Source organism: Candidatus Brevundimonas phytovorans (genome assembly GCA_029203145.1).
Classification (GTDB): domain Bacteria; phylum Pseudomonadota; class Alphaproteobacteria; order Caulobacterales; family Caulobacteraceae; genus Brevundimonas; species Brevundimonas phytovorans.
On sequence record CP119309.1, the window covers coordinates 518,675 to 543,672 of the forward strand.

28 protein-coding genes and 1 riboswitch are annotated in these 24,998 nt (G+C 67.3%); of the genes, 14 read left to right on the forward strand and 14 right to left on the reverse strand.

Going from position 1 to position 24,998, the window contains the following annotated elements; genetic code table 11:
- Window positions 1-10 precede the first annotated feature (10 nt).
- From nagZ to P0Y52_02600, 8 genes are all read left to right on the forward strand, one after another.
- Window positions 11-1,060, forward strand: coding sequence for a beta-N-acetylhexosaminidase (gene nagZ, locus P0Y52_02565; GenBank protein ID WEK58440.1), 1,050 nt, complete (start codon window positions 11-13; stop codon window positions 1,058-1,060).
- A 2-nt stretch (window positions 1,061-1,062) separates the two neighbouring features.
- Window positions 1,063-1,890, forward strand: a complete 828-nt coding sequence (locus tag P0Y52_02570) for a ScpA family protein (GenBank protein ID WEK59432.1) — start codon at window positions 1,063-1,065, stop codon at window positions 1,888-1,890.
- Between the two features lie 153 nt (window positions 1,891-2,043).
- Window positions 2,044-2,712, forward strand: a complete 669-nt coding sequence (scpB, locus tag P0Y52_02575; protein ID WEK58441.1) for an SMC-Scp complex subunit ScpB — start codon at window positions 2,044-2,046, stop codon at window positions 2,710-2,712.
- A 214-nt stretch (window positions 2,713-2,926) separates the two neighbouring features.
- Entirely contained in the window at window positions 2,927-3,289 is a 363-nt protein-coding gene (locus P0Y52_02580; protein WEK58442.1) for an AtpZ/AtpI family protein, read from the forward strand.
- Between the two features lie 50 nt (window positions 3,290-3,339).
- On the forward strand, window positions 3,340-4,104 hold the full coding sequence (locus P0Y52_02585; protein ID WEK58443.1) for a F0F1 ATP synthase subunit A: 765 nt from the start codon (window positions 3,340-3,342) through the stop codon (window positions 4,102-4,104).
- 57 nt (window positions 4,105-4,161) lie between these two features.
- Window positions 4,162-4,386: a F0F1 ATP synthase subunit C gene (locus P0Y52_02590; protein ID WEK58444.1), complete on the forward strand. Its 225-nt coding sequence runs from the start codon at window positions 4,162-4,164 to the stop codon at window positions 4,384-4,386.
- 83 nt (window positions 4,387-4,469) lie between these two features.
- Window positions 4,470-5,102, forward strand: coding sequence for a hypothetical protein (locus tag P0Y52_02595; GenBank protein ID WEK58445.1), 633 nt, complete (start codon window positions 4,470-4,472; stop codon window positions 5,100-5,102).
- Between the two features lies 1 nt (window position 5,103).
- On the forward strand, window positions 5,104-5,619 hold the full coding sequence (locus P0Y52_02600; protein ID WEK58446.1) for a F0F1 ATP synthase subunit B: 516 nt from the start codon (window positions 5,104-5,106) through the stop codon (window positions 5,617-5,619).
- Between the two features lie 75 nt (window positions 5,620-5,694).
- On the opposite strand, the gene P0Y52_02605 is transcribed toward P0Y52_02600, so the two are convergent.
- The 6 genes from P0Y52_02605 to gcvT form a co-directional block, all read right to left on the reverse strand.
- Window positions 5,695-6,093 carry a hypothetical protein gene (locus P0Y52_02605; protein ID WEK58447.1) on the reverse strand — a complete coding sequence of 133 codons (399 nt, stop codon included), beginning with the start codon at window positions 6,091-6,093 and terminating at the stop codon, window positions 5,695-5,697.
- A gap of 191 nt (window positions 6,094-6,284) precedes the next feature.
- A complete protein-coding gene (locus P0Y52_02610; GenBank protein ID WEK58448.1) occupies window positions 6,285-6,698 on the reverse strand; it encodes a PGPGW domain-containing protein in 414 nt (137 codons plus the stop codon).
- Window positions 6,699-6,926: 228 nt separating this feature from the next.
- On the reverse strand, window positions 6,927-8,507 hold the full coding sequence (gene gcvPB / locus P0Y52_02615) for an aminomethyl-transferring glycine dehydrogenase subunit GcvPB (GenBank protein ID WEK58449.1): 1,581 nt from the start codon (window positions 8,505-8,507) through the stop codon (window positions 6,927-6,929).
- Between the two features lie 14 nt (window positions 8,508-8,521).
- On the reverse strand, window positions 8,522-9,868 hold the full coding sequence (gcvPA, locus tag P0Y52_02620; GenBank protein ID WEK58450.1) for an aminomethyl-transferring glycine dehydrogenase subunit GcvPA: 1,347 nt from the start codon (window positions 9,866-9,868) through the stop codon (window positions 8,522-8,524).
- Window positions 9,869-9,988: 120 nt separating this feature from the next.
- Window positions 9,989-10,354, reverse strand: a complete 366-nt coding sequence (gene gcvH / locus P0Y52_02625) for a glycine cleavage system protein GcvH (GenBank protein ID WEK58451.1) — start codon at window positions 10,352-10,354, stop codon at window positions 9,989-9,991.
- Window positions 10,355-10,366: 12 nt separating this feature from the next.
- Window positions 10,367-11,482: a glycine cleavage system aminomethyltransferase GcvT gene (gene gcvT, locus P0Y52_02630; protein ID WEK58452.1), complete on the reverse strand. Its 1,116-nt coding sequence runs from the start codon at window positions 11,480-11,482 to the stop codon at window positions 10,367-10,369.
- Window positions 11,483-11,644: 162 nt separating this feature from the next.
- Window positions 11,645-11,743: riboswitch (glycine riboswitch) on the reverse strand.
- Window positions 11,744-11,855: 112 nt separating this feature from the next.
- Here gcvT and P0Y52_02635 point away from each other — a divergent pair.
- Entirely contained in the window at window positions 11,856-12,824 is a 969-nt protein-coding gene (locus P0Y52_02635; GenBank protein ID WEK58453.1) for a class 1 fructose-bisphosphatase, read from the forward strand.
- A gap of 189 nt (window positions 12,825-13,013) precedes the next feature.
- Here P0Y52_02635 and P0Y52_02640 read toward each other — a convergent pair whose 3' ends face one another.
- From P0Y52_02640 to P0Y52_02650, 3 genes are all read right to left on the reverse strand, one after another.
- Entirely contained in the window at window positions 13,014-14,024 is a 1,011-nt protein-coding gene (locus P0Y52_02640; protein WEK58454.1) for an adenosine deaminase, read from the reverse strand.
- A gap of 251 nt (window positions 14,025-14,275) precedes the next feature.
- A complete protein-coding gene (argS, locus tag P0Y52_02645) occupies window positions 14,276-16,078 on the reverse strand; it encodes an arginine--tRNA ligase (protein WEK58455.1) in 1,803 nt (600 codons plus the stop codon).
- 5 nt (window positions 16,079-16,083) lie between these two features.
- On the reverse strand, window positions 16,084-16,740 hold the full coding sequence (locus tag P0Y52_02650) for a Tat pathway signal sequence domain protein (GenBank protein WEK58456.1): 657 nt from the start codon (window positions 16,738-16,740) through the stop codon (window positions 16,084-16,086).
- 148 nt (window positions 16,741-16,888) lie between these two features.
- Here P0Y52_02650 and ispH point away from each other — a divergent pair, with 148 nt between their 5' ends.
- Complete coding sequence (gene ispH, locus P0Y52_02655) at window positions 16,889-17,860, forward strand: 4-hydroxy-3-methylbut-2-enyl diphosphate reductase (protein ID WEK58457.1); 972 nt, start codon at window positions 16,889-16,891, stop codon at window positions 17,858-17,860.
- On the opposite strand, the gene P0Y52_02660 is transcribed toward ispH, so the two are convergent.
- The 3 genes from P0Y52_02660 to lspA form a co-directional block, all read right to left on the reverse strand.
- On the reverse strand, window positions 17,857-18,306 hold the full coding sequence (locus P0Y52_02660) for a PaaI family thioesterase (protein ID WEK58458.1): 450 nt from the start codon (window positions 18,304-18,306) through the stop codon (window positions 17,857-17,859). The two genes, ispH and P0Y52_02660, sit on opposite strands and share 4 nt — an antisense overlap.
- Before the next feature lie 97 nt (window positions 18,307-18,403).
- Window positions 18,404-18,970: a DUF3035 domain-containing protein gene (locus P0Y52_02665; GenBank protein WEK58459.1), complete on the reverse strand. Its 567-nt coding sequence runs from the start codon at window positions 18,968-18,970 to the stop codon at window positions 18,404-18,406.
- 68 nt (window positions 18,971-19,038) lie between these two features.
- Entirely contained in the window at window positions 19,039-19,566 is a 528-nt protein-coding gene (lspA, locus tag P0Y52_02670; GenBank protein ID WEK58460.1) for a signal peptidase II, read from the reverse strand.
- A gap of 121 nt (window positions 19,567-19,687) precedes the next feature.
- On the opposite strand from lspA, the gene P0Y52_02675 reads away from it, so the two are divergent.
- Genes P0Y52_02675 through P0Y52_02690 form a run of 4 tightly spaced genes read left to right on the forward strand, consistent with a single transcriptional unit; the run spans window position 19,688 to window position 22,521 of the window.
- Window positions 19,688-20,557, forward strand: a complete 870-nt coding sequence (locus P0Y52_02675) for a TIGR01459 family HAD-type hydrolase (protein ID WEK58461.1) — start codon at window positions 19,688-19,690, stop codon at window positions 20,555-20,557.
- A gap of 38 nt (window positions 20,558-20,595) precedes the next feature.
- Window positions 20,596-21,057 carry a MaoC family dehydratase gene (locus P0Y52_02680; GenBank protein WEK58462.1) on the forward strand — a complete coding sequence of 154 codons (462 nt, stop codon included), beginning with the start codon at window positions 20,596-20,598 and terminating at the stop codon, window positions 21,055-21,057.
- A 9-nt stretch (window positions 21,058-21,066) separates the two neighbouring features.
- Window positions 21,067-21,996, forward strand: a complete 930-nt coding sequence (locus tag P0Y52_02685; protein WEK58463.1) for a bifunctional riboflavin kinase/FAD synthetase — start codon at window positions 21,067-21,069, stop codon at window positions 21,994-21,996.
- A gap of 60 nt (window positions 21,997-22,056) precedes the next feature.
- Window positions 22,057-22,521, forward strand: a complete 465-nt coding sequence (locus P0Y52_02690; protein WEK58464.1) for a hypothetical protein — start codon at window positions 22,057-22,059, stop codon at window positions 22,519-22,521.
- An 18-nt stretch (window positions 22,522-22,539) separates the two neighbouring features.
- Here P0Y52_02690 and P0Y52_02695 read toward each other — a convergent pair whose 3' ends face one another.
- Together P0Y52_02695 and P0Y52_02700 are read right to left on the reverse strand one after the other, a co-directional pair.
- Entirely contained in the window at window positions 22,540-23,712 is a 1,173-nt protein-coding gene (locus P0Y52_02695; GenBank protein WEK58465.1) for a carboxynorspermidine decarboxylase, read from the reverse strand.
- 18 nt (window positions 23,713-23,730) lie between these two features.
- Complete coding sequence (locus tag P0Y52_02700) at window positions 23,731-24,936, reverse strand: saccharopine dehydrogenase family protein (GenBank protein ID WEK58466.1); 1,206 nt, start codon at window positions 24,934-24,936, stop codon at window positions 23,731-23,733.
- Window positions 24,937-24,998 lie beyond the last annotated feature (62 nt).

Below are 24,998 nucleotides of genomic sequence, written 5' to 3' on the forward strand. Positions count from 1 at the left end.
AAGGCAACGCATGACCTCCGCCGCCATCTACGGCTGTTCCGGCCATAAGCTGACGGCGGAGGAGCGCGCCTTCTTCGCCGAGACCAAGCCCTGGGGCTTCATCCTGTTCCGCCGCAACGTGGACACGCCGGATCAGGTCAAGGCGCTGGTTGACGACCTGCGCGACAGCGTGGGCCGCGCCGACGCCCCCGTCCTGATCGATCAGGAAGGCGGCCGGGTGCAGCGCCTCGGCCCGCCGCACTGGCCCAAGTATCCGCCCGGCGCGGCCTATCTGAAGGCCGTCAACGACCCGATGGCGGCGCGCGAACTCGTGCGTCTGGGGGCGCGTCTGATCGCCCATGACCTGCGCGCGCTGGGCATCACCGTCGACTGCGTGCCGGTGCTGGACGTGCCGGTGCCGGGCGCCCACGACATCATCGGCGACCGCGCCTATGCGCAGGACCCCGCCACCGTGACCCAGCTGGGCCGGGCGGCGGCGGAGGGCCTGCTGGCGGGCGGCGTCCTGCCGATCATCAAGCACATCCCCGGCCACGGCCGCGCCTTCGCCGACAGCCACCACGATCTGCCGGTGGTCGAAACGGATCTGGCCACGCTGGACGCCTGGGACTTCGCCCCGTTCAAGGCCCTGTCGGACATGCCGATGGCCATGACGGCCCACGTTGTCTTCACCGCCGTCGACGCCAAACGCCCGGCCACGACCTCGAAGAAGGGCATCCGCCTGATGCGCGAGCATCTGGGCTTTGCCGGGCTCATCATGTCCGACGACCTGTCGATGCAGGCCCTGTCGGGCTCCCTGACCGAACGCGCCGAACAGTCGCTGAAGGCGGGCTGCGACGTTATCCTGCACTGCAACGGCGACCTTGGCGAAATGCGTCAGGTGGCCGAGGGGACCGGCAAGCTGAAGGGCGAGGCCAAACGCCGCGCCGAGGCGGCGCTGGCCCGCATCGTCCATACCCCCGAACCGCTGGACGTGGCCGAGGCCCGCGCCCGGCTGGAGACGGCCCTGAGCGGTCGCTTCGACGCCGCTAAAGGCCCCGATGTCGGCGAGGCGCAAGCCTGATGATGGATCAGGCGTTCCAGCCTAATCTGGACTTCACCGCCGTCGCCGAGGCGGATGCGACCGAGGCCTTCGTCGTCGATCTGGAAGGCTATGAAGGACCGCTGCACGTCCTGCTGGCGCTGGCGCGCACGCAGAAGGTGGACCTGCTGAAGCTGTCGATCACCAGGTTGGCGGAACAGTATCTGGCCTTCGTTCACGAGGCGCGGCGGCGCAACTTCGCCATGGCCGCCGACTATCTCGTGATGGCCTCCTGGCTGGCCTATCTGAAGTCGCGCCTGCTGCTGCCGCGCACCGAAAAAGGCAAGGCCGAGGAGCCGCCGGCCGAAGAAATGGCCGCCGCCCTGGCGTTTCGCCTGCAAAAGCTGGAGGCCATGCGCCGCTCGGTCGAGGCCATCACCAGCCGCCCGCAGCTGAAGCGCGACGTCTTCACCCGCGGCGACCCGGAAGCCACGGTCATCATCCCCTCGGACCGCGTGGACGCCAGTCTCTACGAGTTGATGGCCGCCTATGTCGCCCAGCGCCGCCGCGAGGAACGCCGCAACTATGCGCCCGGCCAGCGGGTCGAGGCCTTCCAGCTGGAGGCCGCGCGCGACTGGCTGCGCTCCATGATGCCGCGCCTGGCCGACTGGACCCCGCTGGATCAGGTCGCGCCTGCGCGTGAGGACGACGACGGGGAGGGCCCCAGCCAGGCCAGCTATACCGCCTCCACCCTGTCGGCCAGCCTGGAGCTGGTGAAGGAGGGGGCGATGGACGTGCGCCAGTCCCAGGCTTTTGCCGAGCTCCTCCTCAAACGCCGGGGTAACGGCCAACCGCTGGAGCTGACGCCGTGAGTGCTTTATGGCCGCTCATCCCCGCGGAGGCGGGGACCCAGTGCTTTGGCCAGAGCCGGGATCATTTGCAGTTTCTGACGCGCAGGTCGGCTGGCCGCAGCCGCGCCGCTCAAACCTGGGTCCCCGCCTCCGCGGGGATGAGCGGGAGTATTCATGTCTGACCTCAGCTTCCAACCCGACGACACCGAGATCGAGCGCCGGGTCGAGGCCCTGCTGTTCGCCGCCGCCGCGCCCCTTTCGGCGGCCGAGATCGCGCGGCGTCTGCCTGAGGGCGCCGATACGGGCCGGGCCATCGCTTCCCTGCGTCAACGCTATCAGGGCAGGGGGGTCGAGCTGGAATGCGTGGCCGACCGCTGGCGGTTCCGCACCGCCGCCGACCTGGCCTTCCTGATGACCGAGGAGCGCGAGGAGCCGCGACGTCTTTCCAAGGCCGCGCTCGAGACCCTGGCCATCATCGCCTATCATCAGCCCTGCACCCGCGCCGAGATCGAGAGCGTGCGCGGCGTCTCCCTGTCCAAGGGGACGCTGGACCTGCTGCTGGAGATGGACTTCGTGCGGCTGCGCGGGCGTCGGCGCACGCCGGGCCGCCCCGTGACCTATGCGACGACCGACCGCTTCCTGGAGCATTTCAGCCTGGCCAGCCTCTATGACCTCCCGGGCGTGCAGGAGATGAAGGCGGCGGGTCTGCTGGATCTGTCGATCCCGGTCGGCTTCGAGGTGCCGGACCCGACCCGCAGCGGAGAGAGCGAGGGCGAGGACCTGCTGACCGCGCTGGACGACGGATCGCCCGAGTTCGCTCAGGATTTCGTCAGCGCGGACTAGATTCTTCGGGCCTGCGACGCCGTGGCGCGGGCGCGGGGCCGCGCCCGACAGCGGCGCATCGCCACGCCTGGGCTGGGGTGGCCAAGAAGATTAGATATTCCAAAGCCTTGCTGGCGTCCTTCCGTGCCTTGACCTTCGGCCCCCTCGGCTATAGGTTCCGCGCCGAATTCAGACCTGCCGCGGCGTCCTTGCCGGGGCGCTGAGCGCACAGGCCATGTCCCCAACGATGGAATCGCGCGAAGAGGCGATCAAACGCCTCAACGAGCAGGCCGATGCGCTCAAGGCTCGGGCCGTGCCGACGCCTCCCGACTATGGGGCGAACGCTGCGGGCTATGGCTATCGCCTGATGGGCGAGATGATCGCCGGCCTGGCCGTCGGTCTGGGTCTGGGGTGGGGTTTCGACCTTCTGGTCGGCACCATGCCTTGGGGAATTATCGCCGGAACCCTGATCGGTTTCGGCCTATCGATCTGGCTGGCGCTTCGTTCGGCCCGAAAGATGAGTGCGGCCGCGTTGAAGGAAATGGGGCCTCCCCAGGATCTTCCCGACGACGAGGTCGAGGACGAGCGGAATTTCTGACCAGACCGTCGCGTGGCGGTTTGGCCTTTTGACTTAGGAGACCGGGCGGCATGGCCGATCCGATGCACCAGTTCCAGATCAGCAAGGTTGTTGATCTTCCGGCCGTCACCGTGCCGGGCCTCGGCGTGGTTGATCTGTCGATCACCAACTCGACGCTGGCCATGATGGTCGCCGCCGTGCTGATCACCCTGTTCTTCACCGCCGTGACGGCCAAGCCCAAGCTGGTGCCGGGGCGTCTGCAGGTGGTGGGCGAGGGCACCTTCGCCTTCATCGACGATCTTGCGACTTCGATCATGGGTGAGCAGGGCCGCGCCTTCTTCCCCTTCATCCTGACGCTGTTCGTCTTCATCCTGGCGCTGAACCTGCTGGGCATGTTCACGGTCTTCACCGCCACGTCGCAGGTCGCGGTCACCGCCACCTTCGCCATGCTGACCATCCTGCTGGTCATCGGCGTGGGCTTCGCCAAGAACGGCATCAAGTTCTTCAAGCTGTTCGCCCCGACCGGCGTGCCGTGGTACCTGCTGCTGCTGGTGTCGCCGATCGAGTTCATCTCCTTCCTGCTGCGTCCCGTGTCGCTGGCCCTGCGTCTGTTCGGCAACATGCTGGGCGGCCACGTGGCGATGAAGGTCTTCGCCGGCTTCGTGGTGACGTTGGGCGGCATCGGCCTGGTCGGCATTCCGGGTGCGGTTCTGGCCATGGGCGGCGTCGTCGCCCTGACGGCGCTGGAGTTCCTCGTCGCCTTCCTGCAAGCATTCGTTTTCGCCGTTCTGACCACGGTCTATCTGAACGACGTCGTGCATCTGGATCAGCACTAAAGCTGGCCCAGCCCGCCAACCCCTTCCTTCAAACCATCCCAACCAGGAACTACTCTCATGGAAGCTGAAGCAGCAAAATACATCGGCGCTGGTCTCGCCACCCTCGGCATGATCGGTTCGGCCCTCGGCGTCGGCCTGATCTTCTCGGGCTTCCTGCAAGGCGCCACGCGCAACCCTTCGGCCGCTCCCGGCCAGTTCACCAACCTGATCCTGGGCGCCGCCCTGGCTGAAGCACTGGGCATCTTCGCCTTCGTGATCGGCCTGCTCTGCCTGTTCAGCTAAGCCGAACTGAATATCTGGGCGGCGGCGCGGTCTTCACGACCGTTCCGCCGCTCGCGTCTTTCTGAGATCACCGGATAGAGCCCATGGCCGCCCCTATCGCGAGCGTCGCCTCGCAAGACCCGACCCAGCCTGCGCCGACCGTCACCGTCCAGAACGGTGAGATCGCGCCCGTGGCCGCCCCTGAGGCGACCCATCAGGCCGAAGTCGCCCACGGCGACGCCCATGCCTCCGGCGGTCTGCCGCAGCTGGAGATGCAGCACTGGGCTGGTCAGATCATCTGGCTGCTGCTGATCTTCGCCGTCCTCTACATTCTGCTGTCGAAGGTCTTCCTGCCTCGTCTGCGCGCGGTTCGTGACGAACGCGCCGGGACGATCGCCGGCGCCGTCGACGCCGCCCGCCAGGTTCAGACCGAGGCCGCCACGCAGGCCGACGCCGCCAAGGCCGAGGTCGCCAAGGCCCGCGCCGATGCCCGCGCCACCGCCGCCGCCGCCAAGGCGCGTGTGACCGAAGAGGCCAATGCCCGCCAGGCCGCCGAGGAAGCTGTCGTCAACGCTCGTATCGCCGAGGCCGAAGTCGCCATCGGCAAGACCCGCGACGCGGCCATGGCCAATGTCTCGACCATCGCCTCCGACACCGCCCGCGCCATGGTCGAACGTCTGACCGGCAAGGCCGCCACGGCCGCCGAAGCCGACGCCGCCGTCAAGGGAGCCGCCTGATATGCCCGCCTTCTTTAACGCCGAGTTCTGGGATCTCTCGAACGCCGAGTTCTGGGTCGCCGTCGGTCTGGTGATCTTCCTGGGCATCCTGGTCCTGGCCAAGGTGCCGGCCGCCATGGCCAAGGCCCTCGACGCCCAGGGCGCCAAGATCCAGTCGGAACTCGACGAGGCCGCCCGTCTGCGCGCCGAAGCCGAAGCCATGCTGGCCCAGATCCGTCTGGAAAAGGCTGAAGCCGAGGCCCAGGCCGCCGACATGCTGGCCTCCGCCGAAGCCGACGCCCGCCGTCTGGAAACCGAAGCCAAGGCCAAGCTGGAAGAAAGCCTGGCTCGCCGTCAGGCCCTGGCCGAGCGTCGCATCGCCCAGGCCGAGGCCCAGGCCACGACCGAGGTCAAGGCTGTCGCCGCCGACCTGGCCGCCAAGGCCGCTCAGGACATCCTGACCGCCCGTCTGGCCGCCGCCAAGTCGGACCCGCTGATCGACGCCGCCATCGCTCAACTGGGCGACAAGCTGAACTGATCACGGTCATCGCGACGCGCAATCAGGCCCCGCCGGCGACGGCGGGGCCTTTTTGCATTTGGCGGTGCGCGTCGCCTAGTGAGCGGGCGCGCCGTGGATGAAGCCGGCCGCGCGTTTCTCGCGGGCCTGCAGGCGGGCGAAGACGTTGCCCATGACGCCGCCGAAGACCATGTGGGTGATCAGCATCCAGCCGAAGGTGCCGAAGCCCGCGCTGCCCGAGAAGGTGCGGGGGTCGCCCATCATGGTGATGATCAGCATCATCGCCACCCAGGCTGCGACGGCGAACAGGATGCCCTTGGTCTCAGGGGTGTTGGTGGGCAGCCGGGCATAGATGACCGCGAACAGCGGCCCCATGATCAACGACCCGATAACAAAGTGAATCACCCACCCGGCGGCCAGATTGCCCGGCATGCCGAACATCTTGGCGACGACCTCGGGGAAGGGGTCGAAAACCTTGGCGAACAAGAGGTTCACCGCCTCAAGAATGGAAACCGCTACGGTCGCAATGAAGCCGGCCGCGATTCCCTGTTTTACGCGTGACATCATGAGAAAAGCGCCTCCCAACGCCATCTGCCTTTTGACTACGCAAGGGGAAGCATACGCCGTTCGGCGCAAACGCGATCGCACCGCCGTTCACGTTACCGTGTGCGGTGAAATGTGGCTTTTTAGCGGAAGAGCTTGCGGAAGAAACGGCGCACGCGTTTGCGGGCGCGGATCAGCTGTCGCGAGGGGCGCTTGCGCAGCACCACCTTCTCGGCGCGCAGGGCCTGCTGCCAGAAGACGGGGGCGATCTCGGGGTTTTTCCGCATCAGGCGGCGGAAGGGATAGACCCACTTGGGCCGGGCGTACTGGGCGCGGATGAACTGCCGCTTGGCCCACCACGAATTGCGCAGCAGCAGGATCAGGCCCAGGGCGATGACCGGCACGCCGCCGGGGCCGGGCAGGGGGGCGATCAGGACGCCCAGGCCGATGATCAGGAAGCCCAGGGCCATCATGCCCAGCCGTTTCGCACGACGCAGCAGTCCGGGCCTCTGACGAGGCCGGCTCTCGGCGCGGAAGGGGATCAGGGCGAGGGTCACAGGCGTCACAGTCGGGAGGAGGCGGGCAGGTGGACAACGCCTCCGCGTGCGGCGTGCTCCTTCCTCGCGGAAGTTCACGCTGAACGTGGCGATGCTGTCACACTCTTCTAGACACGCGCGACAAGGCCGAACCGTGGCGTGGGGGTGAAGCTTTCGTAAGAGGGGCTGAAATGCAAAACGCCGTGTCCCGAAAGACACGGCGCTTCACTTCAGATCAGGTTCACGGCCTTATTCGGCGGCGATGTTCGAGCCTTCCGGCGCCGACCAGCGCAGACGCGGCGCGCGCGCAGCGCGGGTCTCGTCCAGACGCCGCAGCGGCGCATGGAAGGGCGCGCCCTTGAAGCGGTCGACGTCGCCGGCCTTCGCCGCCTCGGCCAGCAGCCGCATGGCGTTGATGAAGCGATCCAGTTCCGCCTTGGACTCGGTCTCGGTCGGCTCGATCAGCATGGCCCCGTGGACGACCAGCGGGAAGTACATGGTCATCGGGTGGAAGCCCTCGTCGATCATCGCCTTGGCGAAGTCGAGCGTGGTGATGTCCGTGCCCTTCAGCCATTCGTCGTCGAACAGGGCTTCGTGCATGCACGGTCCCTCGGGGAAGGCGGCGCTCATCAGGTCCGACAGGCGGGCCTTGATGTAGTTGGCGTTCAGGACGGCGTCCTCGGCCACCTGACGCAGACCGTCCGAGCCGTGGCTCATCATGTAGCTGAGGGCGCGCACATACATGCCCATCTGGCCTTGGAAGGCGCACAGACGGCCAAAGGCCTGGGCGGCCTCATCTTCCTCACGCTCGACCAGCTTGTAGCCCTCAGCGCCCGCCACGACCCAGGGGGCCGGAGCGAAGGGGGCCAGGGCTTCCGACAGGACCACCGGACCCGCGCCGGGACCGCCGCCGCCGTGGGGCGTCGAGAAGGTCTTGTGCAGGTTGATGTGCATGGCGTCGACGCCCAGGTCGCCGGGGCGCACCCGGCCGACGATGGCGTTGAAGTTGGCGCCGTCGCAATAGAAGTAGGCGCCCGCTTCGTGGGTCAGGCGGCTGATCTCCAGGATGTCGCGCTCGAACAGGCCGCAGGTGTTCGGGTTCGTCACCATGATGGCCGCCACGTCCGGACCCAGCTTGGCGGCCAGGTCGGCGACGTCCACGCGACCGTCATCGGTCTGGGCGACCTCGACGACCGAATAGCCGACAAAGGCGGCGGTGGCCGGGTTGGTGCCGTGGGCCGAGGTCGGGACCAGAACCTTGCGGCGCTGCTCATGCTCGCCCTTGGCCTCGTGAGCGGCGCGGATGGCCATCAGGCCGCACAGTTCGCCGTGCGCGCCGGCCTTGGGCGACAGGGCGACGGCGGGCATGCCCGTCAGCGTCTTCAGCCAGTGGGCCAACTGGTCCATCAGCTCCAGCGCGCCCTGCACCGTCGATTGCGGCTGCAGCGGGTGGATGTCCGAGAAGCCCGGCAGACGCGCCATCTTCTCGTTCAGGCGCGGGTTGTGCTTCATCGTGCACGAGCCCAGCGGATAGATGGCCAGGTCGATGGCGTGGTTCTTCTGGCTCAGGCGCACATAGTGGCGCATGGCCTCAGGCTCGGAGAGACCGGGCAGGCCGATCGGGTCCTTGCGGACCAGGTCGCCCAGGTCCGAACCGTCGGTAGCCGGTTTCGGCAGGTCGACGCCGGTCTTGTTCCAGCCGTCGCTCTCGAAGATCAGGCCCTCGTCCTGCAACAGACCGCGCGCGCCCGTCAGGGTCGGGTGCTTGTAGTCGTTGTCCGGCGTGGCGTTCGGGGTGGTCGGACGACCGACAGTGTTCATGGTGCTCATGGTTCTATCTCCCCTCAGGCCGCCAGGACCTTGGCGAGCGAGGCCGCCAGGATCTTGATGTCGGCGTCCAGCGTCGTCTCGGTGGCGGCGACCAGCAGGACATCGTCCAGACCCGCATCGGGGGCCAGACGGCTGTAGGGCACGCCGGCCAGGATGTGATGGTCGGCCAGGGTCTGCACCACCTCGGCGGCGTTCTTGGGCAGCTTGACCGCGAACTCGTTGAAGAAGCGCGGGGTCAGGACCTCGACGCCCGGAATGGCGGCCAGGGCGTCGCGGGTGGCGAGCGCCTTCTCGTGGTTGAGCAGGGCCATCTGGCGCAGACCCGTCTCGCCCAGCAGGCTCATGTGGATGGTGAAGGCTAGGCAGCAGAGGCCCGAGTTGGTGCAGATGTTCGACGTGGCCTTGTCGCGGCGGATGTGCTGCTCGCGCGTCGACAGGGTCAGGACGAAGCCGCGACGGCCGTCGGCGTCCACCGTCTCGCCGCAATAGCGGCCGGGCGTCTGGCGCAGCAGCTTCTCGCGGGTGGCGAACAGGCCGATGTAGGGGCCGCCGAAGTTCAGGGCGTTGCCGATCGACTGGCCTTCGGCGGCGACGATGTCGGCGCCCATTTCGCCGGGCGACTTTAGCAGGCCCATCGACACGGCTTCCGTGACGACAACGATCAGCAGGGCGCCGGCGGCGTGAGCGGCCTCGGCGATCTTGGTGACGTCGGTGGCGGTGCCGAAGACGTTGGGGGTCTGGACGACGACGCAGGCCGTGTCCTTGTCGATGGCGGCGATGACGGCGTCTTCGGCGTCAACGGCAGCGTTCAGAGCTTCAGTCTCGACGCCGACGGCGTGCACCACGGTCTCGGTGGCCTTGACGTAGTGGGGGTGCACGCCGCCCGAGATGACGGCCTTGTTGCGGCGGGTCACGCGGGTGGCCATCAGCACGCCCTCGGCCATGGCGGTCGAGCCGTCATAGAGGGAGGCGTTGGCGACCTCCATGCCGGTCAGGTTCGCGACCTGGGTCTGGAACTCGTACAGGTACTGCAGGGTCCCCTGGGCGATTTCCGGCTGATAGGGGGTGTAGCTGGTCAGGAACTCCGACCGCTGGATCACGTGATCGACCGTGGCCGGAACGTGGTGCTTGTAGGCGCCGGCGCCGCAGAAGAAGGGGACGGTCGAGGCCGTGGCGTTCTTGCCCGCCATGGCCGAGAGGGCGCGTTCGACCTCCAGTTCGCCCGCCACGCGGGGCAGGTCGACAAAGCCGTCGCGGCGCGCGGCCTGCGGCACGTCGATGAACAGGTCGTCGATGGATTTGGCGCCGATGGCGGCCAGCATGGCCTCACGGTCGTCGGGCGTCAGGGGGAGGTAGCGCATTACTTTATTCCGCTCATCCCCGCGGAAGCGGGGACCCAGGTTTAAGCTTCAAACACCGCTGCTTGATCCCAAAGAGCTGGGTCCCCGCTTCCGCGAGGCTGAGCGGAGAAGGCGGGAGCCTTAGAGGGTGGCGAGGAAGGCGTCGTAGGCGGCCTGATCCATCAGGGCTTCGACCTGCGAAGCGTCCGAAATCTTGATCTTGGCGAACCAGCCTTCGCCTTCGGGATCGGCGTTGACGGTTTCCGGGGCCGAGGCCAGGGCGGCGTTGCCCTCGACCACTTCGCCCGAGACCGGGGCGTAGACGTCGGATGCGGCCTTGACGCTTTCGACCACGGCGAAGCTGTCGCCCTGGTTGAAGCTCTTGCCGGCTTCCGGCGTCTCGACGAACACCACGTCGCCCAGGGCGTCAGCCGCGTGCTTGGAGATGCCGACCGTGGCGACGTCGCCGTCGAGGCGAACCCACTCGTGATCTTTGGTGAAGCGCATGTGTCTGATCTCTCAGGCTTTAGGTTTGCGATAATAGCGAGTGGCCACGAAGGGTGTGGCGACGACTTCGGCGGCGGCGGGTTTGCCGCGCACGATGACTTTCAGGTCCGTGCCCAGTTCGGCGAAAGCCGGGGGGACGTAGCCCATGGCGATGTTGCGGCCCAGGGTCGGCGAGGGGCCGCCCGAGGTGATGACGCCGATGACGTTGCCGTCAGCGTCGGCGATCTCGGCGCCTTCACGGGCCGGGGCGCCTTCCTTGACGATCAGGGCGATGCGCACGCGCGACGGGCCGTCGGCCAGTTCCTTCAGGATGCGCTCGGCGCCGTTGAAGTCGGCGGCTTCCTTGCGCGACTTGGACAGGGCGAAGGTCAGCGCGGCCTCGACCGGGCTGGTGGTGGCGTCGACGTCGTGGCCGTGCAGCGGCAGGCCGGCCTCAAGGCGCAAGCTGTCGCGGGCGCCCAGGCCGATCGGCTTCACGCGGGCGTCGGACAGCAGCAGGTTCCAGACGCGCTCGGCGTCGGCGTTCGGCACCGAAATCTCGTAGCCGTCCTCGCCGGTGTAGCCCGAGCGCGAGACGAAGCAGTCGACGCCGAAGAGCATCAGACGGGCCGAATCCATGAAGCCCATCTCGGCCAGAGCGGGTTCGTGCGCGGCCATGACCTCGGCGGCTTCCGGCCCCTGGATGGCCAGAAGGGCGCGGTCGTCCATGATGGTCAGCTTGGCGTCGCCCGCCAGATTGGCGTTCAGGAAGGCGAAGTCGGCGTCCTTGTTGCCGGCGTTGACCACGATGAACAGGCCGTCGTGGTCGGGCTTGCCCGCCATCAGGTCGTCCATGATGCCGCCCTCGGCGTTCAGCAGCAGCGAATACTTCTGCTTGCCGGCCTTCAGGATTTCATAGTCGCCGGGGACGAAGCGCTGGAACTGGGCAATCGCGTCGTCGCCGCTGATGCGGGCCTGGCCCATGTGCGAGACGTCGAACAGACCGGCGTGTTCGCGGGTCCAGCGGTGCTCGGCCAGCACGCCCTCATACTGGACCGGCATGTCATAGCCGCCGAAGCCGACCATGCGGGCGCCGAGCGCGCGATGCGCCGCGTTGAGGGGGGTGGTCTTCAGGGCCTGGTCGCTCATCGAGCATCCTCCGGTCGCGGGTTGCGGCGATAGCTTCGCCGTCGTCGCGCCCCCGCTGTCCTGAAGCCTGAGAGATTCCGACCGTCGCCCGGGGGACGAACAGCCTTGCTCCGTCGGCGCGCCCATGAATCCCAAGGAAGGGGGGCGACTTTCCAGCGTCCGTGCGCTTTCGCGGTCCTTTTGCCTGAGCGTTTCCGGGGCGGTTGCGCCTTCGGCCCCGACAGCCGTTACACGACCGCCGATCTCTCCCGCGAGAGCGCTCGACCTAAGGCCCCGACTCCGGGCCGAAGTCAAGCGGCGCCGGGCTTGCCGTGTACGATCCGAAGGGCCATGAGGGGCGCGAACGACCCTTGCGACAGGATTGAAGGCCGCCATGACCGCCCGCACCGACCTCGCCGCCCATCTGGCCGCCCTCGATCTGCCGCAGGGCCTGAGCCAGACCCTGAAGACCGCCGCCGCCGCCTGCGTCGAGATCCGCAAGATCGTCTCGGGCGGGGCCTTGGTCGGCGCTCTGGGCGCATCGGGCGTCGTCAACGTGCAGGACGAGGAGCAGAAGAAGCTCGACGTCATCTCCAACGACGTGCTGACCGAGATGCTGCTGGCCTGTCCGGCCGTGGCGGGCGTGGCGTCCGAGGAGATGGACACGGTCCAGCCGGCGACCAACCCGGCGGGCGAATACCTGGTCCTGTTCGACCCGCTGGACGGCTCGTCCAACATCGACATCAACGCCCCCGTCGGCACCATTGTCTCGGTGCTGAAGGCGCCGTCGGCGACGCCGACCGAGGCCGACTTCCTGCAATCCGGCCGTCATCAGGTTGCAGCCCTCTATTGCCTCTATGGCGGTCAGACCATGCTGGTGCTGACGACGGGCAAAGGCGTGGCGGGTTTCACCCTGTCGCATGACGGCCAGTGGTTGATGACGCACGAGAAGATAGCGGTGCCGGCGGACACCAGGGAGTTCGCCATCAACATGTCGAACCAGCGCCACTGGGCCGAGAGCGTGCAGCGCTACATCGACGGCTGCCTGCAGGGCGCCGACGGCCCTCGGGCTAAGAATTTCAATATGCGCTGGGTCGCCGCCATGGTGGCCGACGTCCACCGCATCCTGATGCGCGGCGGGATCTTCCTCTATCCGTGGGACAAGCGCGAGCCGAACAAGCCGGGCAAGCTGCGCCTGATGTATGAAGGCAACCCCATGGCCTTCCTGATCGAACAGGCGGGCGGCAAGGCGACGACGGACGGCCAGCAGGCCATTCTGGACGTGACCCCGACCGAACTGCACCAGCGCATTCCGGTGGCCCTGGGCTCGGCCAACGAGGTCGATCAGATCGCGGCGGCGTAGGCGCGCGCAATAATCCCGCTCATCCCGGCGGACGCCGGGACCCAGTGCTGTGGCCTCAAGCACGACGCAGTAAGACGGGACCATGCCGCCGACGCGCTTGTAGCTCTTACTGGATCCCGGCGTCCGCCGGGATGAGCGGTGAGGGGGAGGGCCAACCCGCCGCCTCACCATCTTAAAGCGAAGTGGGGTTCAGTGCGCGGCCGCGTAGGCGTCCACTTCGGCGATCCGCGCAGCCTTGTCGGCCTCGCTGAGGAAGCTGCCCTCGAAGCTGTTCCTGGCCAGTTGCGTCACCTGCTCGCGCGTCAGGCCCACCGCGTTCGCCAGCTGGATGTAGTTGGCGTTTACATAGCCGCCGAAATAGGAGGGGTCGTCCGAGTTCAGGGTGACGTGCAGGCCGCGGCGCAGCATCTCGGGGACGGGGTGGTCCTTCAGGTCCTTGACCACGCACAGCTTCAGGTTCGACAGCGGGCAGACCGTCAGGGTCATCTGTTCGGCGGCCAGACGCGCAATCAGGCCCTCGTCCTCCATCGAGCGGTTGCCGTGGTCCATGCGGTCGATGTGCAGCAGGTCCAGAGCCTCATGCACATAGGCGGGCGGGCCTTCCTCGCCGGCGTGGGCGCACAGCTTAAGCCCTAAGTCGCGGGCGGCGGCGAAGACGCGCTGGAACTTGGCCGGCGGATGGCCGACCTCGGACGAATCCAGTCCCACGCCGATGAAGTGGTGCAGGTAGGGCTTGGCGGCCTCCAGCGTGGCGAAGGCTTCGTCCTCGGACAGGTGGCGCAGGAAGCTGAGGATCAGGCCGCTGGTGACGCCCAGCTCGCTCTTGGCCCGGTCCATGCCCGCGATCAGGCCCTCGACCACCACGCCGAAGGGCACGCCCCGATCGGTGTGGGTCTGGGGGTCGAAGAAGATCTCGGCGTGGCGGACGTTGTCGGCGGCGGCGCGCTGGAAATAGGCGAAGGCCAGGTCCTCGAAATCCTTGCGCGTCAGCAGCACGGCGGCGCCCGCGTAATAGATGTCGAGGAAGTCCTGCAGGTTCGAGAAGTCATAGGCCGCGCGCACGGCCTCGACGCTGTCATAGGGAATGGCGACGCCGTTGCGCTGCGCCAGTTCGAACATCAGTTCGGGCTCAAGCGAGCCTTCGATGTGCAGGTGCAGTTCGGCCTTGGGCAGGCCGGCGATGAAGGCGTCGAGGGACATGAAAAGGGGAGGCTCCGTAGCTTGGCCCCGACCTTAGCGAACTGACGCCTTCCCGTCATCTGCAGCGGCGATCCTCCCCTGCGTAGCGGGGGAGGGGGACCATGCGCAGCATGGTGGAGGGGGCGAGATCGGAGCTGGCGGGTTCGACTTCGCCAAGGATCGGAGAGGCGGAACATAGCGCGGTGGATGTTTCCGCCCCCTCCACCGCTTCGCGGTCCCCCTCCCCCGTAAACGGGGGAGGATTGAGGCTCTTACATCCGCTCGGGCGTCTGGATGCCCAGCAGGTCCAGCGCCGTTTCCAGCTGGTGCAGGCTGGCGGCCGCCAGGGCCAGGCGCGAGCCCTTGGTGGCGGGGTCCGGCGCGACCAGGATCGGGCAGGCGGCGTAGAATTTCGAGAAGCTCTGCGCCAGGCGATAGGCGTGCTCGGCGATCAGGTTGGGCGAGCGCTTGTCATAGGCGTCCGCCGTGGCGGCGTCGAAGGCGTCCAGCGTCAGGGCCAGATCGCGCTCTGCCGGTTCGGCGACGACGATGGGGGCCGTCTCGACGCCCTGATCCGCCGCCTTGCGCAGCAGGGATTTCACCCGCACGGCCTGATACAGCAGATAGGGGCCGGTCTTGCCCTCGAAGCTCATGAAGCGGTCGAGGTCGAAGATGTAGCTGGTGGTGCGGTTGTTCGACAGGTCGGCGAACTTCAGCGCGGCCACCGCCACCTTGCGGGCGATGTCCTCGAACTCGGCTTCCGGCAGATCGTCGCCCAGCTTGGCTTCCTTCAGACGCTCGCGCGCCTTGTCGGTGGCCATGGTGATCAGGTCGTGCAGCTTCAGCACGCCGCCGGCGCGGGTCTTGAAGGGCTTGCCGTCGGCGCCGTTCATGGTGCCGAAGCCGAGGTGCTCCAGCGACTTCTCGGGCGCGTAGCCGGCCAGGTAGGCGGCGCGGAAGACCTGTTCGAAATGCTCGGCCTGACGTTCGTCGACGACATAGAGGATCAGGTCGGGGCCGATCGACTTCTTGCGGTCGAGGATCGTCGCCAGATCGGTCGTGCCGTACATGGCCGAGCCTTCCGACGACACCACCAGCAGGGGCGGCGGGCTGGGGGCCTCGATGACCGAGCCGTCGGCCAGCTTCTTCTTGCGGGTCTCGCCGGGCTTGGCGACGTGGACCACCTGGGCGCCGTCGTCCTCGACCAGCAGGCCGGTTTCCTTCAGATGCGCCAGCATTTCCGGCATCAGCGGATCGGCGTCAGATTCGCCGTTCCACAGGTCGAAGGTGACATCCAAAGCGCCGAACTCGCGTTTCAGCGCGGTGCGGCTGACGGCGACGAAGTGGGCCCACAGGGCGCGGTAGCCGGGACGGCCGCCCTGCAGTTCAGCGGTCGCCTTGCGGGCGCGGTCGCGGAAGGCGGGGTCTTCCTTGGCCTTGGCGGCGGCCTGGGGATAGAGGCGTTCCAGGTCTTCCAGCGTCACCGGGCTTTCGGCGGGGAAGGGGCCGTCGCCCTCGGCCATGAAGGGCAGGCCCAGGCCCTCGTCGCCGCAGGCGGTGATCAGCAGGCCCATCTGGAAGCCCCAGTCGCCGAAGTGGGCGTCGCCCCAGACGATGTCGCCGCGGAAGCGGAACAGGCGCTTCAGGCTCTCGCCGATAATGGAGGAGCGCAGGTGGCCGACGTGCATCGGCTTGGCCACGTTCGGGCCGGCGTAGTCGATGACGACCTTGCGCGACGGCGTGTTCAGCGAGGCGCCGGCCAGGGTGTCGTCAGCGGCGACCTCGGCGGCGCGCTGGGCCAGGGCGGCGTCAGACAGTTTCAGGTTGATGAAGCCGGGGCCGGCGACCTCGACCGACGACAGGCGCGCATCATGGCTCAGGCGCTCGGCCACCCTGGCGGCCAGTTCGCGGGGATTGGCCTTCAGCGCCTTGGCGGCGGCCAGGGCGCCGTTGGACTGGAAGTCGGCCAGGTCAGGGCGGTCCGAGGCGACGACGCGGGCCAGGGCGGCGTCCACGCCTTCGGCGGCGAAGGCGGCGGCGACCGCTTCGCTGAGAGAGGTCTTGAGGTCAGTCATGATTCTTAGGGGTTCGGTTGGGTCTGGCCGGCGGTGACGCGGAAGCGGCTGCCCGAGCGGTTGAACTCGGCCATGTCCGGCGTGACGTCGAAGCCGATCAGGACCTCGAAATTACTGCCGGCCGTGGTGGCGTCGGCGCGAGGAATGACGATGGACTGGGCCTGTTCGACCGAGGCCGTGGTCTGGCCTTCGAAATTGACCGGCAGGTCGAAATATTCCTTGGCCAGAACGGCCGAGTTCCGCTCGGTCACCGCCACCCAGTAGCGATAGGTGTGAGAATCGCCGCTGGCGCGCGCGCCCTTGCCGAGGTTGAACAGGACATTGAAGTCTAGGCGGATCGGATCCGCCTCACGATAGACGCAGTCGGCGGTGACGCCCTCGACCTCGCCGGTGAAGCCCACGCCAGCGATCGAGGGGCGGGCGTAGTCGTCCATTTCGACGTAGCGGGCGGCGTCGTACAGCACCTTCACATAGGGGCAGGGGCCGGCGTTGGCGCGGCGGTTCAGCGGGGCAATCCGCATGGGGCGCGCTTGCGGCGCCTCCTGCTGCTGCTGCTGCTGACCGGGGCGCTGCTGCTGTCCGCCGAACTGGGCGGCGGCAGTGGAGGGGACGAGCGCGGCTGTCACAGACAGGGCGGCCAGGGCAGTGAAGACGCGACGCATCAATTTCATTTCCGGCAAGCGAAAGGGAGCGCGCGACAGTCGGCGCCGACCGGTGCACGCTTGATGCTGATAGCGGCTAAAGCGAGGCGCGGCAAACGCGACCATGCAGGCGGTGGCGGGAAGGCGCGCGAGCGACTAGGTTCCGCCCATGAACGCGCCTGTGTCCCCCTCGAATTTCGATCGTCGTCCCCTGACCGTGCGCCTCGCCACGCCGCGCGGCTTCTGCGCCGGGGTGGACCGAGCCATCCAGATCGTCGAGCGCGCCATCGAGAAGTTCGGCGCCCCCGTCTATGTGCGCCATGAGATTGTTCATAACCGCCACGTCGTCGAGCGGCTGAAGGGCATGGGGGCGGTCTTCGTCAAGGAACTGGACGAATGCCCCGATGACCGCCCCGTGGTCTTCTCGGCCCACGGCGTGCCCAAGTCGGTGCCGGCCACGGCCCGCTCGCGCGAACTGCTGTTCCTCGACGCCACCTGCCCCCTGGTGTCCAAGGTCCATGTCGAGGCCGAGCGCCACCATGCGGCGGGCCGCCACATCATCCTGATCGGCCATGCGGGCCACCCCGAGGTGGTCGGCACCATGGGCCAACTGCCGCCCGGCGCCATCAGCCTGGTCGAGACGGTGGCGGACGCGGAAGGCTTCCAGCGACCCGGCGATCAGCCCCTGGCCTATGCGACCCAGACGACGCTGTCGGTGGACGACACCGCCGACATCCTGGCGGCGCTGAAGCGGCGCTTCCCGGAACTGCCGGACCCGCACAAGGAAGACATCTGTTACGCCACCACCAACCGCCAAGAGGCGGTCAAGCGTCTGGGCGAGGGCTGTCAGCTGGTGCTGGTGGTCGGGTCGAAGAACTCGTCCAACTCGGCCCGTCTGGTGGACGTGGCGCTGAAGGCCGGGGCCGGCGACGCCCGCCTGGTCGATGACGCGGGAGACGTCGACTGGTCCTGGTTCGACGGGGTGACGACGGTGGGCGTGACGGCGGGGGCCTCGGCGCCCGAGCCGCTGATCGAGGCCCTGATCGACGCCATCCGCGCCCGCTTCGATGCGGTCGTGACCGAGGACGACGGCGCGCGCGAAACCGTCTCGTTCAAACTGCCGCGCGCTTTAACCGTTTAAGACCGCTCCATCACCAGGCAGGTCGAGGTGGCGGTGGCGTAGAGGGTTCCGTCCAGACCGCGCAGGTCGGCCTCGGAGAAGGCGGCGCGGCGACCGGCCTGGATGATCCGGCCCTCGGCGCGCACCGGGACGCCCGCCTTCAACCCCTTGTGGAAGACGGTCTTCAGCTCCAGCGTCGTATAGGTCTGACCGGGCCTGAGTGCGGAATGCACGGCGCAGCCGCAGGCCGAGTCCAGCAGGGTCGCCATCCAGCCGCCGTGCACCGAACCGATCGGATTATAGACGGCCAGCGTCGGCTCGCCCTCAAAGGCGACGCGGCCTTGATCCAGTTCGGTCAGGCGAAAGCCGACCGTCTCGGCGATGGGAGCGGCGGGCAGGCGGCCGTCCAGCATCAGGCGCAGCTGGTCCAGCCCCGACAGGGCGGCAAGGTCGAGCGTCTCGGACATGGAAGGATGCTCCCGGAGGCTATCCGCAAATGAAAAGGACGCGCCGGGCCGAGGGCCAGGCGCGTCCTGAAAAGTCGGCGGCGAGGCCCGCCGGGTCTTAGAGGCCCGGCAGCTTGAAGCGGCTGTCGCGGCGCGTGGTGATGGCGATGCCTTCCTGGCCGCCGGTCAGGGCCTGCAGGCGGGCGTGTTCGGTGCTGGCGTCGATGGTGCGCGAACCCTGCGAGTCCTGGCTGACCGTCGGGGCCTGGCTGGCGGCGTCGTTCTTGCGCCAGAACATGACGCGGTTGGCCCAGCTTTCTTCCTTGTGCGCCAGGTCGCCGAACTCGTCGTCGACGACATAGCGGGCCAGGGGGTCGGCGCGATCGGCGCCGGCCTGGTTGACCAGGGCCTGCTCGCCGCCGGTGCGGGTCACGGCCTGACGCTGACCCAGCAGGATCTGACGGGCGGCGCTTTCCGGGGCCAGTTCCTGCGGGCGCGGCTGGCCCGGCGACGGCGGGGTCAGGCCGTATTCGGGCGGCACGGACAGCGGGGCGCTGGCGACGGTGACAAACTCATCGGGCACGACCTTGGTCAGGCCGATGCTCTGTTTCACGCTCGAACAGGCGGTCAGGCTGAGGGCGGTGGTGGCGAAAAGGGCCACGGTAACGACGTTGCGGATACGCATAAGGTCAGCTCGGCTCCGGGAGGCGCGCCCAACGGCGCTGGCTCTGGACGACAGTGAAGAGGGGGTGATTACGACTTTTCGTTGGCCGCGCCAACCGCTGGACGACGTTCGGAGAGGAAGCTGTCCAGGATCAGCAGGACCACCCCCACAGTGATGCCGGCGTCCGCGATGTTGAAGATCCACGGAAACAGGCCCGATCCCGAGAAGTCGAGGAAGTCCACGACGCCGCCGAAACGGATGCGATCGAAGACGTTGCCGAGCGCGCCGCCCATGACCAGGCCGATGGCGGCGGTCATCAGCTTGCGGTCCGAGCGCGTCGCCCACCAGCCCAGACCGACCGCGACCAGGACGGAGAAGGCGCTGAGAATCCAGCGGCCGGCGCCGCCGCCGAACAGGCCGAAGCTGACGCCTGTGTTCAGCACGTAGGTCAGGTTGAACAGGGGCGGGGCGACCTCGGCGATGCGATAGCCGTCGGGGATCTGCGAGATGTGCGCGGCGTCGATGGCGCCCAGGACCCAGGCCTTGGTCAGCTGGTCCAGCACGATGACGACGAGGGCGATGCCGTAGGCGGCATAGGCGAGGCGAGAGATTTTCATGTCCCAAGCCGGTTAGCAGGAAGAGAGGCGGGGGCGAAGAGGGAAATCGAACGCGGCGGCCAACAGGAAGTCAACGCGGTTGCGGCCTTCCCCCTCGCGCGCCGGAGGCTATAACCGACCCATGACCTTGCCTCACGCCCTGCCTCACCTGTCCGCTGTCGCTGACGATTACGACATCCTGCTGTGCGACGTCTGGGGCGTGATCCACAACGGCCGCGAGAGCTGGCCCACCGCCTGCACCGCTCTGGCCGACTTCAACGCCAGGGGCGGCCATGTCGTCCTGATCTCCAACTCGCCGCGCCCCTCGTCGGACGTGGTGGCGCAACTGGATGCGCTCGGCGTGCCGCGCGACGCCTGGAAGGCCTTTGTCACCTCGGGCGACGCCACCCGCGCCGAACTGGCCCGCCGCGCGCCCGGCCCGGCCTGGATCATCGGCCCCGACCGCGACTTCGTGCTTTATGAAGGCCTGAACCTCGACAGCGCCCACGGCGCCGAGGACGCCGCCTTCATCTCGGTCACCGGCCCCTATAACGACGCCGTCGAGACGCCCGAGGACTACCGCGAACGTCTGGCCCCTGCCGTCGAGCGCGATCTGGAGCTGATCTGCGCCAACCCCGACCGCATCGTGCAGAAGGGCGACCAGATCATCTATTGCGGCGGCGCCATCGCCGACCTCTATGAATCCATGGGCGGGCGCGTGGTCATGGCCGGCAAGCCCTTCGGCCCCATCTACGAATTGGCCCTGCGCGAGGCCCAGACCCTGATGGGGCGCCGCGTTGATCGTTCGCGCGTCCTGTGCATCGGCGACGGCGTGGTGACGGATGTTCTGGGCGCCGCCGAGCAGGCCCTGGACTGCCTGTTTATCGCTCAGGGCATCCACGGCGACGCCGCCAAGGGCGCGGACGGGGCCCTGGACCCGGCGCGTGCGGGCGATCTGCTTCGGGCCGAGACGACCTTCGCCCGCTACGCCGCGCTGGAACTGGCGTGGTGAGGCTCGCCATTTGGTCGCACCTGGCTTAAAGCCCGCCCATGGTCGAATACGTCACACAGCATCCGTCGGGCGGTTACATCCTCGATGAACTCCACGTCGGCATGGCCGCAGAGAAGACGGTCCACGTCACCGAGGACCGGATTCGCCTGTTCGCAGAGGCGTCGGACGACTTCAATCCCGTCCATCTGGACGAAGCCTTTGCCGCCAAGACGGCCTATCGCGGCCGAATCGCCCACGGCCTGCTCAGCGCCGCCTTTGGCTCGGCCGTGGTCGGCACCATCCTGCCGGGCGCAGGGTCCATCTATATTTCGCAGACCCTGGCCTTCCACTTCCCGGTCCGCATCGACGACATGGTCCGCATCGTCATCACGGTGATCGAGATGGAAACCGACAGCGCCCGCGTCGAACTGAAATGCGAAGGCTTCGTCGGCGACAAGCTGATCATGGACGGCGTGGCCGTCGTGCGTGTGCCGCGCCGCCGCAAGCCCTCGGCCCGCTGAGCCTTCGAGGTGGTTGAGATCATCCGCGGCTGGCGCGATCTGCCGGCCTCGCAGCGCGGGGCGGCGGTGGCCGTCGGCGCCTTTGACGGGGTGCATCGGGGCCATCAGGCGGTCATCGCCTCGGCCCGCGAGACGGCCCAGCATCTGGGCGCGCCGCTCGGCGTCGTCAGCTTCGACCCGCACCCCCGCCGCCTGTTCCAGCCCGAGGCCGCGCCGTTCCGCCTGATGACGCCGGATCAGATGGCCCGCGCCTTGGCGCCGCTCGGCGTCGACCGCCTCTATCTGATCCCCTTCGACCGCGAGATGGCGGGGATGACGGACGAAGAGTTCGCCCGCCGCGTGCTGGCGGAAGGCTTAGGGATCGCCCACGCCGCCGTCGGCTTCGACTTCACCTTCGGCAAGGGCCGCTCCGGCTCGCCCGAGGCGCTGCGGACCTATGGCGAGAGCCTGGGCTTCACCGTCTCCGTCACCGACCGCATCGACGACGCCTCGGGCCTGAAGCTGTCATCCAGCGCCGTGCGCGAGGCGCTGAAGGCTGGCGACATGGACCGCGCGGCTGCCATCCTGGGGCGTCCGTTCGCCATCCAGGGCGAGGTGATCCACGGCGACAAGCGCGGCCGCACCATCGGCGTGCCGACCGCCAACGTGGCCATGGGCGACTACATGCGCCCGGCCTACGGGGTTTACGCCACCCGCACCCGCCTGCCGGACGGGCGGGTCATCAAGGGCGTCGCCAACCTGGGCCTCCGCCCCATGTTCGAGATCGACGCACCCTTGCTTGAAGTCTGGCTGCTGGACTTCAACGAGAGCCTCTATGGCCAGACCCTGGAAACCGAACTGGTCGCCTTCCTGCGCGGCGAGATGAAGTTCGACGGGCTGGATGCGCTCAAGGTCCAGATCGAGGCGGATGCGGCGGCGGCTAGAGTCGTTCTGGGCTGAACGCCCGCTCGACTTTCAAGTAGATTGCTGATTTCGTGGAACGACGTTTGGAGTCGTTCAATGATGAGATTGGGTCATCTTGAGCCGCCGGGGTTCGCCGTCTTCTCGATCTTTGCGGCGGTTGGCGGCCTGGCCTTCCTGATGAACGCCAATTATGTCGCGCCTGGCTGCACAGGTCCGGAAGTCAGGCGATGCGACTATGTGGCTACGGCCAAGACCGCCTTGGCCGCATCAACTGACGTTCATGCGCGCTTTCACCCCTTCTCGCAGGATCGGGGGTTCGATGTGTTCGACTATGGATCGTCCGTCCTGGTGCAGCAGAGCGATCCCTTTGAAGGAGACGCGCTGAACCATGGCTCATCGGTCTTGATCGATAAGAAGAGTTGCCGGCCATGCGAGATCGGATACGCCTACCCAGGCTTGGAAGAGCGTGGCCCCTTGATCCTTCAGGCTCCAGCGGAAGACACGGTCGCTGCCGCTGAACTATCCGAAAAGATCAGGCGATGGCGGCTTGGCCTCGGCTGAGCAGGTAGCTTTCACGCCTCACGACAGCCGGTCGCGGAACTCCGTCCAGTCGAACTCGCGGACCATCCGCAGCTCGTCCGTGGCGCTGTTCCACAGGGCGATAGCGGGCAGGGGGACGCCGTTGAAGGTGTTGGTCTTCACCATCGAATAATGGGCCTGATCCAGGAAGGCGAGGCGCGTTCCGGGTACGGGGCGCTCGGCGAAGACGTAGTCGCCGATGATGTCGCCGGCCAGGCAGGACGGGCCGCCCAGACGCACCGTGACGCCGTCCTCGGGCTCATGCAGCATGGCGGGGCGGTAGGGGGCCTCGATCACGTCCGGCATGTGGCAGGTGGCCGACAGGTCGGTGATGGCTATGGGCATGCCGTTGTCGAAGACGTCCAGCACCTCGCCGATCAGGATGCCGGCGTCCAGGGCCACGGCCTCGCCCGGCTCCAGATAGGCGGTGACGTCGTAACGCGCCTGAATATCGTTGAGGAAGGCGACCAGTTGGTCGATCTGATAGTCGGCGCGGGTGACGTGGTGGCCGCCGCCCAGATTGATCCACTTCACGTCGCCCAGCAGCGGGGCGAGCTTGGGCTCAACCGCCGCCCAGATGCGCGACAGGGGCAGGAAGTCCTGTTCGCACAGGGCGTGGATATGGATGCCGTCGATGCCGACCATCTTTTCCGGCGTCAGTTGCGACACCGGATAGCCCAGACGCGAGCAGGGCTGGGCCGGATCGTATTTGGCGACCTCGCCCTCGGAATGTTCGGGGTTCAGCCGCAGGCCGATCTCGAACGTGTGACCCTCAGCCCGCGCCTTGGCGATCAGGTCGGCGAAACGCGTGACCTGATCGGGCGCGTTGAAGATGACATGATCGGACAGGCGCAGGATCTCGGGCAGATCCTCGGCCTTGTAGGCGGGCGAATAGGTGGTCAGTTCGCCCTTGTAGAATTCGCGCGCCAGCCGCGCCTCCCACAGACCGGAGGCGCAGACGCCGTCGAGGTATTCCCCGACGACGTCCGCAAGCGACCACATGGAAAAGGCCTTGAGCGCCAGCAGGACCCGGGCATTGCCCCGGTCGCGCACGTCCTTCAGCACGGCCAGATTGCGCCGCACAGCCGCCTCGTCCACCACGAAGGCAGGCGAGGCGACACGGTTCAGGTCAAAGTGCGCAAAGGCGCCCGGATCACCGGCCTGGGTCTCCATGTGTCTTGATCCCCAGTCTTAGAAGGCCAGCGGAGCGTCCAGCTCCTCAACCGTCCAGGGCAGGCCATGCTTGTTCAGCATGTCCATGAAGGGATCGGGGTCCAGCTGCTCCATGTTGAAGACGCCGTCGCCCTTCCACGTGCCGGTCAGCATCATGGCCGCGCCGATCATGGCCGGAACGCCCGTGGTGTAGCTGACGGCCTGGTTGCCGGTTTCGGCATAGGCGGCTTCGTGGTCGCAGATGTTCTTGACGTAGAAGGTCTTCTGAACGCCGTCCTTCTCGCCGGTGGCGATGGTGCCGATGTTCGTCTTGCCCTTGGTGATCGGACCCAGCGACGAGGGTTCCGGCAGCAGAGCCTTGAGGAACTCGATCGGGATGATCTCGCGGCCCTGGAACTGCATCGGCTCGATCGAGGTCATGCCGATGTTTTCCAGCACTTCCAGGTGCTTCAGGTAGCTGTCGCCGAAGGTCATCCAGAAGCGGATGCGTTTGATTTCCGGGTAGAACTTGGCCAGCGACTCCAGTTCCTCATGATACATGAGGTACATGTTTTTCTGACCCACGCCTTCGAAATCGAAGGCCTGCTTGTGGCTCAGCGCCGGGCCCTCGACCCACTGGCCGTTTTCCCAGTGACGCGAGTTTGCGGTCACTTCGCGCAGGTTGATTTCCGGGTTGAAGTTGGTGGCGAAGGGCAGACCCGTGTCGCCGCCGTTGCAGTCCAGGATGTCGAGCGTGTCGATCCGGTCCAGCAGGTGCTTCTTGGTGTAGGTGGCGAAGACCGAGGTCACGCCGGGGTCGAAGCCCGAGCCGAGCAACGCCATCAGGCCGGCTTCCTTGAAGCGCTCCTGATAGGCCCACTGCCACTTGTATTCGAACTTGGCTTCGTCGCGCGGCTCATAATTGGCCGTGTCGAGGTAGTTGACGCCGGCGGCCAGGCAGGCGTCCATGATGGCCAGGTCCTGATAGGGCAGGGCCAGGTTGACCACGAGGGCCGGCTTGACCGACTGGATCAGGGCCGTGGTCGCGGCGACATCGTCGGCGTCGATCTGGGCCGTGTCGATGGTCACGCCAAAGCGCGACTTCACGGATTCGGCGATGGCGTCGCACTTGGACTTCGTGCGGCTCGCCAGGGTGATATGCGAGAAGATGTCCGCATTCATCGCCATCTTGTGGACGGCGACAGAGCTGACGCCGCCTGCACCGATAACCAGCACCCTGCTCATGTGTGGCTTCTCCTAGAAGTCTGAAAAGGCTTGGGCGACACCGCCGCCGCTATAAAGGGCGG

Coding starts and splice junctions, on each gene's coding strand:
- nagZ (WEK58440.1), top strand. CDS start 11: ATGACCTCCGCCGCCATCTACGGCTGTTCCGGCCATAAGCTGACGGCG.
- P0Y52_02570 (WEK59432.1), top strand. CDS start 1,063: ATGGATCAGGCGTTCCAGCCTAATCTGGACTTCACCGCCGTCGCCGAG.
- scpB (WEK58441.1), top strand. CDS start 2,044: ATGTCTGACCTCAGCTTCCAACCCGACGACACCGAGATCGAGCGCCGG.
- P0Y52_02580 (WEK58442.1), top strand. CDS start 2,927: ATGTCCCCAACGATGGAATCGCGCGAAGAGGCGATCAAACGCCTCAAC.
- P0Y52_02585 (WEK58443.1), top strand. CDS start 3,340: ATGGCCGATCCGATGCACCAGTTCCAGATCAGCAAGGTTGTTGATCTT.
- P0Y52_02590 (WEK58444.1), top strand. CDS start 4,162: ATGGAAGCTGAAGCAGCAAAATACATCGGCGCTGGTCTCGCCACCCTC.
- P0Y52_02595 (WEK58445.1), top strand. CDS start 4,470: ATGGCCGCCCCTATCGCGAGCGTCGCCTCGCAAGACCCGACCCAGCCT.
- P0Y52_02600 (WEK58446.1), top strand. CDS start 5,104: ATGCCCGCCTTCTTTAACGCCGAGTTCTGGGATCTCTCGAACGCCGAG.
- gcvPB (WEK58449.1), bottom strand. CDS start 8,507: ATGAGCACCATGAACACTGTCGGTCGTCCGACCACCCCGAACGCCACG.
- gcvPA (WEK58450.1), bottom strand. CDS start 9,868: ATGCGCTACCTCCCCCTGACGCCCGACGACCGTGAGGCCATGCTGGCC.
- gcvH (WEK58451.1), bottom strand. CDS start 10,354: ATGCGCTTCACCAAAGATCACGAGTGGGTTCGCCTCGACGGCGACGTC.
- gcvT (WEK58452.1), bottom strand. CDS start 11,482: ATGAGCGACCAGGCCCTGAAGACCACCCCCCTCAACGCGGCGCATCGC.
- P0Y52_02635 (WEK58453.1), top strand. CDS start 11,856: ATGACCGCCCGCACCGACCTCGCCGCCCATCTGGCCGCCCTCGATCTG.
- P0Y52_02640 (WEK58454.1), bottom strand. CDS start 14,024: ATGTCCCTCGACGCCTTCATCGCCGGCCTGCCCAAGGCCGAACTGCAC.
- argS (WEK58455.1), bottom strand. CDS start 16,078: ATGACTGACCTCAAGACCTCTCTCAGCGAAGCGGTCGCCGCCGCCTTC.
- P0Y52_02650 (WEK58456.1), bottom strand. CDS start 16,740: ATGCGTCGCGTCTTCACTGCCCTGGCCGCCCTGTCTGTGACAGCCGCG.
- ispH (WEK58457.1), top strand. CDS start 16,889: ATGAACGCGCCTGTGTCCCCCTCGAATTTCGATCGTCGTCCCCTGACC.
- P0Y52_02660 (WEK58458.1), bottom strand. CDS start 18,306: ATGTCCGAGACGCTCGACCTTGCCGCCCTGTCGGGGCTGGACCAGCTG.
- P0Y52_02665 (WEK58459.1), bottom strand. CDS start 18,970: ATGCGTATCCGCAACGTCGTTACCGTGGCCCTTTTCGCCACCACCGCC.
- lspA (WEK58460.1), bottom strand. CDS start 19,566: ATGAAAATCTCTCGCCTCGCCTATGCCGCCTACGGCATCGCCCTCGTC.
- P0Y52_02675 (WEK58461.1), top strand. CDS start 19,688: ATGACCTTGCCTCACGCCCTGCCTCACCTGTCCGCTGTCGCTGACGAT.
- P0Y52_02680 (WEK58462.1), top strand. CDS start 20,596: ATGGTCGAATACGTCACACAGCATCCGTCGGGCGGTTACATCCTCGAT.
- P0Y52_02690 (WEK58464.1), top strand. CDS start 22,057: ATGATGAGATTGGGTCATCTTGAGCCGCCGGGGTTCGCCGTCTTCTCG.
- P0Y52_02695 (WEK58465.1), bottom strand. CDS start 23,712: ATGGAGACCCAGGCCGGTGATCCGGGCGCCTTTGCGCACTTTGACCTG.
- P0Y52_02700 (WEK58466.1), bottom strand. CDS start 24,936: ATGAGCAGGGTGCTGGTTATCGGTGCAGGCGGCGTCAGCTCTGTCGCC.